This is a genomic window from Mycobacterium sp. NPDC003449 (assembly GCF_053588415.1).
Genome location: NZ_JBSFPX010000048.1, coordinates 24,982 through 39,152 on the forward strand (window position 1 = coordinate 24,982; position 14,171 = coordinate 39,152).

The 14,171-nt window shown below is 69.6% G+C and carries 16 protein-coding genes and 1 pseudogene; 9 read left to right on the plus strand and 8 right to left on the minus strand.

The features are described 5' to 3' along the window. Nucleotides 1-15: 15 nt before the first annotated feature. Nucleotides 16-944, minus strand: a pseudogene (locus tag ACWDTP_RS14910) (SDR family oxidoreductase). A 67-nt stretch (nucleotides 945-1,011) separates the two neighbouring features. Here ACWDTP_RS14910 and ACWDTP_RS14915 point away from each other — a divergent pair. The 3 genes from ACWDTP_RS14915 (at nucleotide 1,012) to ACWDTP_RS14925 (ending at nucleotide 3,630) form a co-directional block, all read left to right on the plus strand. Further along, nucleotides 1,012-1,935 carry a dienelactone hydrolase family protein gene (locus tag ACWDTP_RS14915; protein WP_450020925.1) on the plus strand — a complete coding sequence of 308 codons (924 nt, stop codon included), beginning with the start codon at nucleotides 1,012-1,014 and terminating at the stop codon, nucleotides 1,933-1,935. A gap of 100 nt (nucleotides 1,936-2,035) precedes the next feature. Continuing rightward, on the plus strand, nucleotides 2,036-3,142 hold the full coding sequence (locus ACWDTP_RS14920; protein WP_450020927.1) for a glycosyltransferase: 1,107 nt from the start codon (nucleotides 2,036-2,038) through the stop codon (nucleotides 3,140-3,142). Nucleotides 3,143-3,228: 86 nt separating this feature from the next. Beyond that, nucleotides 3,229-3,630, plus strand: coding sequence for a cupredoxin domain-containing protein (locus tag ACWDTP_RS14925; protein ID WP_450020929.1), 402 nt, complete (start codon nucleotides 3,229-3,231; stop codon nucleotides 3,628-3,630). Between the two features lie 12 nt (nucleotides 3,631-3,642). On the opposite strand, the gene ACWDTP_RS14930 is transcribed toward ACWDTP_RS14925, so the two are convergent. Continuing rightward, on the minus strand, nucleotides 3,643-5,067 hold the full coding sequence (locus tag ACWDTP_RS14930) for a glycosyltransferase family 39 protein (RefSeq protein WP_450020931.1): 1,425 nt from the start codon (nucleotides 5,065-5,067) through the stop codon (nucleotides 3,643-3,645). Between the two features lie 160 nt (nucleotides 5,068-5,227). Here ACWDTP_RS14930 and ACWDTP_RS14935 point away from each other — a divergent pair, with 160 nt between their 5' ends. Next, entirely contained in the window at nucleotides 5,228-5,722 is a 495-nt protein-coding gene (locus tag ACWDTP_RS14935; protein ID WP_450020933.1) for a hypothetical protein, read from the plus strand. Here ACWDTP_RS14935 and ACWDTP_RS14940 read toward each other — a convergent pair. Beyond that, nucleotides 5,719-6,180, minus strand: coding sequence for an SRPBCC family protein (locus tag ACWDTP_RS14940; RefSeq protein WP_450020935.1), 462 nt, complete (start codon nucleotides 6,178-6,180; stop codon nucleotides 5,719-5,721). The two genes, ACWDTP_RS14935 and ACWDTP_RS14940, sit on opposite strands and share 4 nt — an antisense overlap. Nucleotides 6,181-6,183: 3 nt before the next feature. Next, a complete protein-coding gene (locus tag ACWDTP_RS14945; RefSeq protein ID WP_450020937.1) occupies nucleotides 6,184-6,618 on the minus strand; it encodes a DUF6188 family protein in 435 nt (144 codons plus the stop codon). An 86-nt stretch (nucleotides 6,619-6,704) separates the two neighbouring features. Here ACWDTP_RS14945 and ACWDTP_RS14950 point away from each other — a divergent pair, with 86 nt between their 5' ends. From ACWDTP_RS14950 to ACWDTP_RS14960, 3 genes are all read left to right on the plus strand, one after another. Further along, nucleotides 6,705-7,586, plus strand: coding sequence for a TIGR03854 family LLM class F420-dependent oxidoreductase (locus ACWDTP_RS14950; RefSeq protein ID WP_450020939.1), 882 nt, complete (start codon nucleotides 6,705-6,707; stop codon nucleotides 7,584-7,586). Nucleotides 7,587-7,682: 96 nt separating this feature from the next. Beyond that, a complete protein-coding gene (locus ACWDTP_RS14955) occupies nucleotides 7,683-8,210 on the plus strand; it encodes a protein disulfide oxidoreductase (protein ID WP_450020941.1) in 528 nt (175 codons plus the stop codon). Between the two features lie 11 nt (nucleotides 8,211-8,221). Then, on the plus strand, nucleotides 8,222-9,130 hold the full coding sequence (locus tag ACWDTP_RS14960; protein WP_450020943.1) for a cytochrome c biogenesis CcdA family protein: 909 nt from the start codon (nucleotides 8,222-8,224) through the stop codon (nucleotides 9,128-9,130). Here the strand turns inward: ACWDTP_RS14960 and ACWDTP_RS14965 are convergent. From ACWDTP_RS14965 to ACWDTP_RS14975, 3 genes are all read right to left on the minus strand, one after another. Next, nucleotides 9,072-9,398, minus strand: coding sequence for a hypothetical protein (locus ACWDTP_RS14965; RefSeq protein WP_450020945.1), 327 nt, complete (start codon nucleotides 9,396-9,398; stop codon nucleotides 9,072-9,074). The two genes, ACWDTP_RS14960 and ACWDTP_RS14965, sit on opposite strands and share 59 nt — an antisense overlap. Before the next feature lie 17 nt (nucleotides 9,399-9,415). Next, nucleotides 9,416-9,628 carry a hypothetical protein gene (locus ACWDTP_RS14970; RefSeq protein WP_450020947.1) on the minus strand — a complete coding sequence of 71 codons (213 nt, stop codon included), beginning with the start codon at nucleotides 9,626-9,628 and terminating at the stop codon, nucleotides 9,416-9,418. Nucleotides 9,629-9,741: 113 nt separating this feature from the next. Further along, nucleotides 9,742-10,164, minus strand: a complete 423-nt coding sequence (locus ACWDTP_RS14975) for an acyl-CoA thioesterase (RefSeq protein ID WP_450020949.1) — start codon at nucleotides 10,162-10,164, stop codon at nucleotides 9,742-9,744. Nucleotides 10,165-10,269: 105 nt separating this feature from the next. Between ACWDTP_RS14975 and ACWDTP_RS14980 the strand changes: the two genes are divergently transcribed. Next, nucleotides 10,270-11,220, plus strand: a complete 951-nt coding sequence (locus ACWDTP_RS14980) for a threonine ammonia-lyase (protein ID WP_450020951.1) — start codon at nucleotides 10,270-10,272, stop codon at nucleotides 11,218-11,220. On the opposite strand, the gene ACWDTP_RS14985 is transcribed toward ACWDTP_RS14980, so the two are convergent. Continuing rightward, the gene (locus tag ACWDTP_RS14985) at nucleotides 11,217-12,674 is read right to left on the minus strand and encodes a peptide MFS transporter (RefSeq protein ID WP_450020953.1); all 1,458 of its coding nucleotides are present in this window, start codon (nucleotides 12,672-12,674) and stop codon (nucleotides 11,217-11,219) included. The two genes, ACWDTP_RS14980 and ACWDTP_RS14985, sit on opposite strands and share 4 nt — an antisense overlap. 242 nt (nucleotides 12,675-12,916) lie before the next feature. On the opposite strand from ACWDTP_RS14985, the gene ACWDTP_RS14990 reads away from it, so the two are divergent. Beyond that, nucleotides 12,917-14,171: DUF7159 family protein (locus ACWDTP_RS14990; protein ID WP_450020955.1), on the plus strand; the 1,255-nt coding region annotated here is incomplete at its 3' end.

A 14,171-nucleotide genomic window follows, 5' to 3' on the forward strand; every position in this document is an offset into this window, starting at 1 on the left:
GCCGATGAACTGCGATTATCGGGGAGTCCAGGCGTCCGGACGGCGGCCGTCGAGGTCGGTGAACCCGTAGTGGCGCGCGAGTTCGACCGAGCTGACCGACCCCTGGTTCCACCGGGCGCGGTCCGGATCGGTGGCCATCGCCGCGACGCCGCGCCCGACGAACCGCGGGGTCTCGGACTCGGCGAAACCGGGGGGTGCCATCGGGAAGCCGTCGGCGCGGGCCGGATCGAGTGCGGTGCGCCAGGCGTCCTCGGTGACGCCGTAGTTGTCGAGCATCATCTCCGAACGCAGCCAGCCGGGGGTGAGCGCCACGGCCGTCGCCCCGAGCGGCGCGAGTTCATGGCCGTGGCTGAGCGCCAACCGGTTCACGGCATTCTTCACCAGGTCGTAGAACACCGAAAGGCGATAGTTGTCGGCATTGAATTCTTCTGTGCCGTCGGTGATCTCGACCAGAAGCCCGCCGGGGCGGTCGGTCAGCAGCGGGAGCAGGCCGTGCGAGGTGATGAGGTGGGTGTCGATGCCGAGGCGCAGGATGCGCAGCCCGTCGTCGAGGTCGTGCTGCCACATCGGCCGGCCCCACGTCGAGGGCGCTCCCTTGAGGATCTCGGCGCCCCAGATGTCGTTGACAGGATGTCGATGTGGCCGCCGAAGTCGGATTCGATCGTTCCGGCCAGCGCCCGGACCTGGGCGATGTCGAGGTGGTCGACCTGGGCCGCGATCCCGCGCCCGCCCAGCGCGGAGACCAATTCGGCTGTCTCCTCGATGGTTTCGGGGCGTTTGTAGTCGGAGCCGTGGCTGCCGCAGACGCTGCTGCGGCCGGTGCAGATGACCGTCGCACCGCATTCGCCGAGGGCGGCGGCGATCCCGCGCCCGGCGCCGCGCGTCGCTCCCGCGACGACCGCCAACCGGCCCCGTAGCGCCTCGGGATCCGGTGTCCAATCCACCCGACAAGTATGGCGCCGCCAACCGCTCGTGCACTGCGGTTCAGCATTCCGGCGCATACTCATCCAGGTGACTCCGTTGCAGCGCTATATCGCCGAGGAAATCGCCACCGACCATCTCGACGGGCTGCTGTCGCGTCGTGAGGCACTACGGCGGCTCGGGCTGCTCGGCCTTGGCGCCGCGGCGGCCACCGCGCTGATCGCCGCGTGTGGTGAGAACAAGCCGGCGTCCACCGCCGGGTCGACCACGCCCGGTCCGGCGGCATCGTCGCCTGCGGCCACGACGGCGCCTCCGCCGGGGTCGCAGGGCGCGTTGCCCACAACCGCGATCACCTGGGCCGGCCCGGCCGGCGAATTGCAGGGCGCCTGGGCCGAGGCGCCCGAGGCCAAGGGCGGGGTGCTGGTGGTGCACGAGAACAAGGGTCTCAACGACTACATCCGATCGGTGGCGGGACGTTTCGCCGGCATCGGATACTCGGCGCTGGCCATCGACCTGCTGTCCGCGCAGGGCGGCACCGCGACGTTCGCCGACCCGGCCGAGGCGACCGCCGCGCTGGGCAAGATCGCCCCCGAGGAGTTCATCGCCAACCTGAAGTCCGGCATCGACGAGCTGCGCCGCCGGGTCGGCGACCGCAAGATCGCCGCGGTCGGCTTCTGTATGGGCGGCGGCCTGGTGTGGCAGCTGCTGGCCGCGGGCGCGCCCCAGTTGGGCGCGGCCGTGCCGTTCTACGGGCCCGCACCGGAGCACCCCGACTTTGCCGGATCGAGGGATGTCGCGGTCCTCGGGTTCTACGGCGCCATGGATCAGCGGGTCAACGCCACCGAGCCGGTGGTGCGCGCCGCGCTGGAGCAGGCCGGGCTGGTCCACGAGCTGGTCACCGAACCCGACGCCGACCACGCGTTCTTCAACGACACCGGGGAGCGCTACAACGCCGCCGCGGCCGCCGACGCCTGGCGCCGGGTACAGGATTGGTTCACCGCCCACCTGGCCTGAGCGCCGCGTCGGGTGCCCCGCCGGGGGAGTTCAGCGGCTGTTCAGACACCGGTTGAGGTCGCGTTGTTGACCGCACACACGGCCCGGTTCTGATCGTGAAATGCGGGTTGTGCAGGTCGCTAACTTCTACGGTCCGCGCTCGGGGGGCCTGCGTACCGCGGTGGACCGCCTCGGCGCGGAGTACCGCTCGGCGGGGCACGAGGTGTACCTGATCGTGCCCGGCCCGGATCCACAGCATCATGTGCTGCCCAGCGGCGTGGTGCGGATCTCGCTGCCGGCCCGGTTGATTCCCTTCACCGGGGGATACCGCGCCGTGCTGCCGGGTTCGGTCACCGCACTGCTGCGTCGGCTGGCGCCCGACGCCCTCGAGGTGTCGGACCGGCTGACCCTGCGCTCGCTGGGGCCATGGGGACGCAGGCACGACGTCGCCACGGTGATGATCTCCCATGAGCGGCTGGATCGACTTGTCGGCCAGGTGCTTCCGCGGCCGATGGCCCGTGCGGTGGCCGACTTCGCCAACCGGCGCACCGCGGCGAACTACGACGCGGTGGTGTGCACGACGGCCTTCGCACGGGAGGAATTCGACCGGATCGGCGCCCGCAACGTCGCCACCGTGCCGCTCGGGGTGGATCTCGAGCAGTTCCACCCCCGCCGCCGCTGCATCGAGATGCGCAGCCGCTGGGCCGCCCCGCAACAGACCCTTTTGGTGCACTGCGGCAGGCTCTCGGTGGAGAAGCACGCCCATCGCAGCATCGACACCGTTGCGGCACTGCGCGATTCGGGCGTCGATGCCCGGCTCGTGGTGGTCGGCGAGGGCCCGTTACGGGCCCGGCTGGAACGCCAGGCCGCCCGCCTGCCGGTGGACTTCACCGGCTACATCGGCTGCCGCAACACCGTCGCGACCATCCTGGCCTCGGCCGATGTGGCGCTCGCCCCCGGCCCTCACGAGACGTTCGGGCTGGCCGCCCTCGAGGCGCTGGCCTGTGGCACCCCGGCGGTGGTGTCGCGCACCTCGGCACTGGCCGAGATCCTCACCTCCGACAGCGGCGCCACCGCCGACAACGATCCCAGGGCCATCGCACACGCCGTCAGCTCGGTGATCAGCCGCCCCGAACCGCTGCGGCGCAGCAGCGCGCGGCTGCGTGCGGAGCAGTTCACCTGGCCGCGGGCCGCCGCCGGGATGCTCGACGTGCTGGCATCCCGCTAGCCGCCGCCACATTGCCGAAAGCGGACCATCCGGCCGGTATCCGGCCGATAATCGTCAGCGGGTCGGACGACGTTCAGGGGGCCCGGATGAGGCGATTCGCAGCGATCTGTGCGGCGGTCTGCCTGCTCGCGGCGCTCACGGCGGCGTGCGGACAGTCCGACGGCAACTCGGCGCAGGATTCGGGGACGCGGACCGCGACCGCGACCGCGACCGCGAGCCCGACGGCCGAGCCGGCTCCGGGCGGGCCGTCCATCACGATCCGGGGCATGGGTTTCAGCGGGCCGCTGACCGTGGCGCCCGGTGCGACGATCACCATCGTCAACGACGACGAGGTCGAGCATTCGGTGACGTCCCGGACCAAGGATCTGTTCGACGTCCACGTCGACGGGAAACAACGCGCGACGTTGACCGCGCCGACCGAGCCGGGGGACTACGCGTTCTACTGCATCTACCATCCGGCGATGAAGGGCACCCTGACGGTCAAATGAGGCCCAGCCGTTTCAGGACACCGTGAGGGTGCGCAGGCCGGGCCAGATGTCTCGCCAGGCCTGCCTGCGCCCGTCCAGCAGATAGATCCGCATGTCCGCACCGATCGTCCCGACGGTGCGCACGGACGAGAAGTGCGGGCGCAGGGCGTCCGGGCTCGGCCCCACGTACAGCACGGAGTCGGCGGTGTCCGGCGGTGGCGGGAAATAGCCGTAGCTGCGGTTGGCGCTGTAGGCGGCGGGCAGGCCGAAGCGCGGACCGTACCCGTCGAGGTAGGCCGCCACGATGTAGGACTCGCCCACCACGGCCAGACGTTCGCGCTGCGCTTCGGGCAGCGCGTGATAAGCGTCGGCGGTGCCGCGCGCGATCCCCACTTCGACGTCGGAGCGGGTGACCTGTACCGATGCCACCAGGATGGCCACCGCCGCCGCGACGCCCACCGCGCATCCCAGCCGGATCACCCACCGCCGGTGCAGGCCGAGCGCGCCCACCGCGACGAACGGTGCGTACAGACCCACCAGGTAGTACGGCCGTCCCGGGGCAGCGACGAACAGCAGATAGAGCACGACGCCGGTGGCCAGCAGGAACCGGTAGTCGCGTAACTCGCCGACCCGCAGCAGTCGCCAGGCGCCGTATCCCCCGAGGAGGATGCCGAGCACCCCGGCGAACAGGATCAGCTGCACCGCGGTGCCCACGCGACCGCCGTACAGCGCATCCGCCTCACCCGTGACCACCGCGGTCATCCGCAACTGGGGCCAGCCGTGCAGGTACTGCCACACCAGGGTCGGTGCCGTGAGAATCGCGGCGATCGCGGCGCCCAGCCACAACAGCGGGCGGCGCAGCAGGCTCCTCGGCCCGAACGCCGCAATACACACCAGTAACACCGCACACAGGAGTAACGCCTGGAACTTCGTCATCGCGGCCACCCCCGCGGCCACCCCGACAACCACCAGCCTGTCGTCCCGCACCCGCACCCAGCGCACCAGCAGCCAGATGATCAGCAGCCACTGGGCCGGCTCGAGCGTGTACGGCGTCAGCCAGTGCCCGGTGAACGTCGGCCACAACGCGGTGGCCTGCGCGGCCGCCGTGAGGGCCTGGGCGCGGCGGTCACCACCGAACTCGCGGGCGATCAAACCCGCCAGCACCACCGCGGCCGCCGTGGACAGCACCGCGGCGATCCGCGGGGCGAATTGGGACCCGGGTAGCACGGCGTCGGCGACGGCGGCAAGTGCGGGGGTCACCGGCGGCTGGTCGGCCGAGCCCCAGTCGAGGTGGGCGCGGCCGATGGCCAGCATGTAGACCTCATCGAACCAGTAGCCGCCGCTGAACAATGCTGCGGTGCAATGAGCTAACGCCGTCAGGGTCGCGATCGGCAGCACCGCGGCGGCAGCGAACGCCGGTGCCGAGCGCGTCGATTCACCGACGCCGAGGTCCGCCATCGGCCCAAGGCTAACCGGCGTCACCGGCGAGTAACACGCATGGGGGCGGGTTCGATAACTCACTGGGTGGACGTCTCACCGCGGTGGTATCGCAAGGCGTTGTGGTGTCGGTGCATTGGGGATGGGCCGGCGCCAGGGTCACCACAGTAGGAGGTTGTGGATGAATGTGACGATGACGAGGTTGGTGGCGGCGACGCTGACCGTCGGTGCCCTCGGGTTCGGCGCCACGGCGTTCGGCACGCCGGCAGCGTCGGCAAGCCCGGTCGCGCCCGTACCGCTGAAGCCGGGGCACGGCAACGACGATTGCTTCCCGTTCTGCGACGGGGGCCCGCCCGGGCGGGATTTCGGACGTGATTTCGGGCGTGATTTCGATCGCGGCCACGATCGGGATCGCGATCACTGGAACGACGGGCACTGGGACGACAAGGGTCCGTGGTGGGCCAACAACCGGCACGACTGGTGGGATGACCGCCGCGGCGCGCCGCCGTGGGGCTGGGGACCGCCGCCGCCGTTCCACTGGAACGGCGGACCGTTGCCGCCGAGCATCAACTACTGGGGATACAACCTGAATCCGGTTTGGGACAACGGTTTCCGTCAGTGGGGTGTGTGGTTCTTCGGGGTCTGGGTGCCGATTGTCGGCGTCGGCTTCGGTTAAGCCACGCCCGACTCCACGACAGCCTTGATGCGTTCCAGCGTCTTGCGCATGTCGCGGATGTTGCGCCGTTTGCGCAATGGGCCGGCGAGCACCCAGAACAGCCGGTTGGTGACCGACTCGCTGAGTCGGAACGACTCGGTGACCTCGGTGCCGTCGGCCCCCTGCGTGAACCGGTAGTGCCAGTTGTTGATCGGCCGATCGCCGACCAGCACCGCGAAGCCGAACTCCCGGCCGGGGTCGCACGCGGTCACCCGGCAGGTCGTCCAGTAGGTGGGGCCGATCTCGTTGCGTCTGACGTGGCCCCGGAACCGCGCGCCCAATGCGGGTGCGGTGGCGCCGTCGAGCCACTCGGCCTCCATCACCTCCGGTGAGAAGCGCCCGGTGTTGCGGACATCGGCGACCACATCCCAGATGCGTTCCGCGGGTGCCGCCATCGGCACCGTCACAGCGGCATGCACGGGTTACCCGTTGACCCGTTCGGCGTCGTCGGCCGGATCGTCGAAGTCGGTGTCATGGCGTACCACCCGCACCCGGCCGTGCGGCAGGCACGCGATGTAGCCGTGGTACTTGCCGTACAGCTCCCACGAGGTGTGATGGGCGTCGGGGCGGGCATCGATCCGGTGCCCGTCGGCGAACCGCAGGTGCAGGGCGCCATCGTCATCCCAGTCGGCGTGGGTGCACCGCTGGCCGGCGAAATCGAAGAGGGGGCGCTGGAGGTTGCTGACCGCCTGCGGGTCGATCAGCACCACTTCGGACGGGTCGTGCTCGGTGGCGGGCAGGGTCAGATCCAGCGGCACCGAGATGACGAGTTCGTTGTAGTCGCTCAGGTTGAGTACCAGGCCGTCGCGAAACATGATCCGCTGGACCAAGCACCCCTGGATCCATTGTTCGGTCATAACTTCACTGTGAACCGGTCGGCGACCGGGCACAAGTGGCAGTCTCGCGGTGTTGCGCAGGGCATGACACGTTCGGGAGGTCGGCGATGAAGATTCGGTTCGGGGTGGGGTTGGGTGGCGATACCGGCCCGCGGGAACTCGCGGGCATCGTCGACGATCTGGAGAACACCGGGGTGGACTCGGTCTGGTTCTCCGAGTTGGTCTACACCCCCGCGGTGGACCCGTTCATCGGCATGGCCTTCGCCCTGGCCCGTACCAGCCGGCTCAAGGTGGGGACCTCCGTGGCGATCCTGCCGGGGCGTCATCCGGTGCTGGTGGCCAAACAGTTGGCCTCGCTGGCCGCCATCGCCCCCAAGCGGGTGCTGCCGGTCTTCGGACTGCATTCGGCGTTGCCCGCCGAGCGGGACGTGTTCGTGGTGCCCGACGGGCAGCGCGGTGCGGTGTTCGACGAATCGCTCGAACTGCTCAGAGCTGTTCTGCGCCAGCGGGATGTGACGTTCGACGGCCGGTATTTCAGCGTTCGGTCGGCAGATGTGCAACCGCTGCCCGAGCGGCCGGTCGACATCTGGCTGGGTGGTTCGGCACCGGTCGCGTTGTCGCGCATCGGCAGGCTGGGCGACGGCTGGCTGGGGAGTTTCCTCACCCCGGACGAGGCGGCGGCCGCGCGCAAGCGCATCGAGGCCGAGGCCGAGGCCGCGGGCCGGTCGATCGAGCCGGACCATTTCGGGATCAGCCTGGCGGTGGGGGACGGGCGGGTTCCCGACGACGTGCTGGCCGCGGTGCACCGGCGCAGGCCCGGCGTCGACCCCGAGGAACTCGTCGCCGCGGACTGGCCCGCGCTGCACCGCCGGCTCGACGGTTACCTGGCCGCGGGCCTGACGAAATTCGTGATCCGCCCGGCCGGTCCGGCCGACCTGGCCGACTTCCTGGATCGCTTCGTCACCGAGCTCCTGCCGCGGGAGAACTGAAACAACGCCGAGAGCGGCCATATCGAACCGAATCCCGCCTACCGTCGTGTACAGGATGTGCGCTACCGCTGTCCCGTGAGCGAAGGAGTCGGTGCGATGAAGATGCGTATCCCACGGCCGGGCCGGTCATTCACGTCGTTCACCGCCCGCCTCGCGGGTGTGGCCGCCGCCGTCGCGGTGGTGACGGCGCTGGTCGCAGCGCCCACCGCGGCCGCCGACGATCGGCTGCAGTTCACCGGCACCACCCTGTCGGGCGCGCCGTTCAGCGGCGCGAGCCTGGCCGGCAGACCCGCGGTGCTGTGGTTCTGGACGCCGTGGTGCCCGTTCTGCAACGCCGAAGCCCCGTCGGTCAGCCAGGTGTCCGCGGCGAACCCGCAGGTGACGTTCGTCGGGGTGGCGGCCCACTCCGAGGTCGGCGCGATGCAGGCCTTCGTCGACAAGTACCACCTGAACTTCACCAATCTCAACGATGCCGACGGCTCGATCTGGGCCCGCTACGACGTCCCCTGGCAGCCGGCCTACGTGTTCTACCGCCCGGACGGCTCCTCGACGTTCGTCAACAACCCGACGTCGGCGATGCCGCGCCAGGAGCTGGCCGATCGGGTGGCGGCGCTGAGCGGCTAGCCCGGCCGGACGTGAACGACAACCTCGTGGGGCTCGCGTTCGGCGCGGGACTGGTCGCGGCGCTCAACCCGTGCGGGTTCGCCATGCTGCCCGGGTACCTGACCCTGGTGGTGCGCGGCCGGTCCGGATCGGGAACGGTCGGTGCGGTGGGCCGCGCGGTGCTGGCCACCCTGGCGATGACCGCGGGGTTCGTGGCGGTGTTCGGTGGCTTCGCCGCGCTCACGGTCGCGGCCGCGGGCGCCCTGCAGCGGTACCTGCCTTATGTCACGGTGCTGATCGGGGTCGCCCTCGTCGCCCTCGTCGGCCTCGGCTGCTGGCTGCTGGCCGGCCGCAGGCTCGGTCTGCTGATGCCGGATATGGTGGCGCACAACACCCGTTGGGCACCGACCGCACGGATCGGATCGATGTTCGGCTACGGCGTGGGCTACGCCCTGGCGTCGCTGTCATGCACGGTCGGGCCGTTTCTGGCCGTCACGGGGGCCGGATTGCGGTCGGGCGGCGCCTGGCCCGGGGTCGCCGTATTCGCCGCCTACGCGGCCGGATTCGCTCTGATCGTCGGGGTGCTCGCGGTGGCAGGCGCCTTCGCGACCGCCGTCCTGGTCGACCGGTTACGCCGAATAGTGCCGTACGTCAACAAAATCGGCGGTGTATTGCTGATCGTCGTCGGCGCCTACGTCGGCTATTACGGGCTCTACGAGGTCCGGTTGTTCACCCCGGGCGGCAACCCCCAGGATCCGGTGATCGCTGCGGCGGGGCGCATTCAGGGTGCGCTGGCCGGCTGGGTGCACCAGCACGGGGCCTGGCCGTGGGTGCTGGCCGTGGCGGTGTCCGGGGTGATCGGGCTGCTGGTCTGGGCGTTGCTCAGCGTCGCGGCGAGATTACGCCGCGGACGTCCGGCCACGGCGGGCGACGCACCATAGCCAGGGTGGCCAGGGTGGCCGCCACCAGACCGATGAATTCGCCCAGCAAGGCGATCCGGGTGCTGTCCACGGCCGGAACCCAGGTGGGTTCCCCGTCCCTGATGACGAAAAGCCCCACGGGTTTGGCGATGATGCGGCCGTCGCCGCGGTGCCGCACCTTGCTCACCGGGATGACGGTCGCACCGTCCGGCGTCAGATACGGCTCGCCGAAGACCCTGGCGGTCTCGGGATCGGCGGGCAGGTCCTCGAGCGCGTCGGGCAACCTCATCCGGGCATCCTTCCTGGTCAACGGTCGAACTCCGGATCGTCCCCGAGCGGCACGACCAGAGCCTGTTCGATCAGGTCGCCCTCGTCGGCCTCGTCCGAGGGGGAGACGCGTACCCGCACCTGGCTCAGTGCGGCGTCATCGTCCTCGTCCACCGAGATGGGCGTCAGTTGTTCGACCGCATCGGCTTCCGGGGTGAAATCCTCGAATGAGTGGTCTTCGGCGTGCGTCATGATCGGCCCCTCCCAAGTCGGTCCGGAACGACTCCGATTGTCCTACCTGCGCGCAGCGGATTCAACGTGTCCGAGTCGGTCGGTCCGCACCGAGTCGGTCAACGCCGGCTACCTTATTGGCCTGCAACGGAACTGAGCGCACGGCGCAGCCTCTCGGGCAGCGTTCGTTTGGTCCAGTCCTCGGTCGACACCACCACGTAGACGTTGCGGCCACGCACGGCCGGGCGTTCCGGGGTGCCGGGCCGTGAGCCGACCACGGTGAATCCCAGGGTGAAACTCGTCGTCCCGATATGTTCGCAGTGCACCGCGATCCGCACCGTGTCGCGCCAACGCACCGGAGCCAGGAAGTCGATGTCGCTGTGCACCACCTGGAGGTCGTGTCCGGAGGCGATGAGTCCCGGCGGGTCCACCTCGAGGTGGTCCAACAGCCCGTTGAACGCCTCGTCGAACCACGTCAGGTAGTGACCGTTGAACACAACGCCCTGCTGGTCGATCTCGGCGTAGCGCGGGACCACCGGAAACCTGAACCCGTCCACATGCCCTCCGCTTCCCGCCGTCAGCCGCCGCTCCACGCTAGTACGGGCCGCTGCCCCGGATGCGTCACCCCGCGCCGTCGCGGTCGATGCGCGAGACTGGACGCCGTGAAAATGGTGACCATCGACGACATCGACGACGCGGCCCGCCGGATCGCGGGCCGGATCGTCCGAACCCCGCTGCTGCCCGCCGGCTGGGGCGATGCCTCACGGCCGCTCTGGCTCAAGCCGGAGAACCTGCAATCGATCGGCGCGTTCAAGGTGCGCGGCGCGTTCAATGCGCTCGCCCGGCTCGACCCGGAGATCCGGGCCAGGGGAGTGGTGGCTTATTCCAGTGGTAACCACGCCCAGGCCGTCGCCTATGCGGCCGCCGAGTACGGGGTGCCGGCCCATATCGTGATGCCGGAGGAGACGCCGGGCGTCAAGGTCGAGGCCACCCGGGGCCACGGGGCGCAGGTGGTGCTGTGCGGCGCAGGGCAGCGTGAGCAGGTCGCCGAGGACCTGGTGCGACGCACCGGCGGGGTGCTGGTGCCGCCGTTCGACCATCCCGACATCATCGCCGGGCAGGGCACGATCGGGCTTGAGATCGCGCAGGACCTCGCCGGGGTGGCGGCGGTGCTGGTCCCGGTGAGCGGTGGCGGCTTGGCCTCGGGGATCGGTACCGCCGTCCGGGCGCTGTGCCCGCAGGCCAAGGTGTTCGGTGTCGAGCCCGAACTCGCGGCCGACACCGCGGAAGCGCTCGCCTGTGGTCACCGCGTTGAATGGTCTGTGGCACAGCGGAACCGAACCATCGCCGATGGTCTGCGGTCCACCCCGTCGGAGTTGACCTTTGCCCATCTGCGACACGTGCTGGACGATGTCATCACGGTGAGCGAGGACGAAATCAAATCGGCGGTAAGGGAATTGGCCTACAGTGCCCACCTGATCGCCGAACCGAGCGGGGCGGTCGCGCTCGCCGGCTATCGGAAGGCGACCGGACCGGCGGGGCCCACCGTGGTCATCGTGTCGGGCGGTAACGTGCAGCCGCCGATGTTGCGTGACATCCTGTCCGGCGGCTAGTGCATGCCCTTCATTAGTCGGCTGATGCGCGGCGCGATCGCGAACACCACGAGACCCACCACGATCGCGACCACACCCAACGTGCCGAAGTAGGCGAATTCCCGGGCGGGATCGTAGCGCTGGGCCAGCACGCCCGACATCGCCGTGCCAAGGCCAAGGGAGAAGAAGTACAGGGCCATCATCTGAGCCGGGAAAGCTTCCGGTGCAAGTTTTGTCGTCACCGACAGGCCGATCGGCGCGAGCAGCAATTCCGAGATAGCGAACACCGCGAGGATCGCGGCCACCAACAGCGCGGGCACGGTCCTGCCGGTGGTCTGCGCCATCGGCAGGAACAGCAGGAACGCCACTCCCATGCCGATCACGCCGTAGGCGAACTTGCGGGGTGTGCTCGGCGCGCGGGTGCCCAGCCGCGTCCAGAGGATCGCGAACAGCGGCGACAGCAGGATGATCCAGACCGGCTCGATGGAACCGATCCAGTTCGACGGTGCCGTCCAGCCGAACACCGACCAGTTCATCCGCTCATCCGAGTAGACCGCGAGGACCGTGAAGATCTGTTGGAACAGCGACCAGAACACCGCGTTGGCGACGAACAGCGGGATGAACGCCCTGACTCGAGTCCGTTCGAGGGCAGTGACTTTGGCGCTGGTGAACAGGACCACGAAATAGCCGATCGAAGCCAGGACGATCACCCCGGTGGTGAATTGTGACAGGTTTGCCAGAGTTACCAGCCCGGTCAGGAACAGTGCCGCGACCACTGCAGCGATCACCGCAATGACGATAATGGTCTTTCCGATCGCACTGGACGGCAAAGGATTCGGCACGTCGCGGCCGTGGCTGCCGAGGTTGCGCCGGAACGCCACATACTGGGCGAGACCCAGTGCCATACCGATGGCGGCGGCGCCGAACCCGTAGTGAAACCCCACCCGGGTCTGCAACAGGCCGGTGATGAGCGGGCCGACGAACGCCCCGAGATTGATGCCGAGATAGAACAGGGTGAACCCGCCGTCGCAGCGTGGATCCCCCCTGTCGTAGAGGGTGCCCAGCAATGCCGATGTGTTGGCCTTCAATGCGCCGGATCCGAGCGCTACCAGTACCAATCCGATGCCGACGCCGGCGGTCCCCGGTATCACGGCAAGCGAGATATGACCCGCCATCACCACCACGCCGCCGTAGAGCACGGTGCGCTCCATGCCCAGTACCCGGTCGGCGATCCACCCTCCCAGTACCGTCGACAGGTACACCAACCCGCCGTAGGCGCCGACGATCCCGGTGGCCGTGGTCTTCGGCAATCCCAGGCCACCCTCGGTGGCCGTGTAGTACAGGTAGTAGGCCAGGATCGTGAGCATCCCGTAGAACGAGAACCGCTCCCAGAGTTCGACCCCGAACAGATTGACCAGGCCGATCGGATGGCCGAAAACGGTGCGCCGGGTGCGGGGATCCTGGACTGCCGCCATGGGGTCACCCTGCCACGCCGACGGCCGGCGGGCGGGATTTTCGCCCCGGCGTCGGCAAACCGATGCTTCCTTGGTTTGCACGGAGTTCTGCGGCACAGCACATTTCGGGCAGATCCGGTGCCGCGGTGTACCTCGACCTCAGGTGTACCCCGGTCCGCGCCACCGGTAAGGTCACCCGGGAACTGGTGGACGACGGCCTCGAAATGCGGGCCGGTCGTCCGGGGCGACGCTCCGGACGATGAGTGTCTGGTGACCACGGCTCCGAGGGGGTGGGCGTGACGGCGGTGCTCGGCGTCTCGGTGACACCGTCCACCGTGGGTCTGGTCCTGGTCGAAGGCTCTGACGGCAATGGGGCCACCCTCCATCACGAAACCGTCGATGTCCGCAACCAGGAACCGGGGCAGACCCGCGATCAGGTTGTCGCGGCCGTCACGCGAAGTGCGGCGATCGCCACCGAACTCGGCCGGCGACTGCAGACATTCGGAGTCACCCGCAGTGATCAGGCCGATGTCGATGACTCTACGCTGCCGGAGTCCTTGGCCGAGGCGGGCTTTGGCAAGATCGTGCCGGTCCGGTTGTCGGACGCCACCGATGCCCTGGCCCGGGGGATCGCCGACGCCGTCCATTTCGACACCACCGCGGTCTGCGTCCTCGAACCCGATGTGGTCCTGGCGATGACGGCGGGAGCGCCCGGCGATCCGGTGCGTACGTCGGTCGGCGAGAGCATCGAGACCGTGCGCGGGCTCACCGACTGGCTCGTCGATGTGTACGCATCGTCCGAGCCGCGTCCGAACGGACTCGTCGTCGTCGGGTCCGCGGTCGATCTGGACTCCGTTCTTCCGAAACTCGAAGCGGCGCTGTCCATTCCGGTTTTCACCCCGGCCGAGCCGGGATTGGCGTTGGCCCGTGGCGCCGCCCTGGCGGCGGCCCGAAGGGATGGGCCGGCGACCACCGCGTGGCGGAGTTTCACGAAGACCCAACTCACCCGGGCGGCCGTGCTCGCCGCGGGTGTGGTGACTTTCATCGTGTCGCTGTCATTGGCGATCGGCCATCAGATGGGTTCCGATCCGGCACCCGCCCCGCGCCTTCCGCGACAGGTGGTGAATACGTCGGGAACGCCGGCGGCCGTGCGGAATGCGCCCACTACCGAGGTCCCGGCGGCGCCGGCACCGGCTCCGGTGGTGCAGGAGGCCGCGCCGGTGCCCGTGGCACCGACCACCACGCCGCCGGTCGAGCAGGCGGTGTCAGAACCCAGCGCCGACCCTGTGCCCGCGGCACCCGTCGACATCACCGACCCGCAACTACCGGCCGCTCCGCCACCGGCGTCCGAGCCGGTCCCGCCGGTAACGCCCCCCGGGGCCGGGCCGCCGCCGCCCGAGGTGGCAGCGGCCCCGGGGGTTCCACCTCCACCGGAGGGGGTGCCGCCTCCGCCGCAACCCGAGGCGCCACCGCCGCCTCCGCCGCAACCCGAGGCGCCACCGCCGCCTCCGCCGCAAC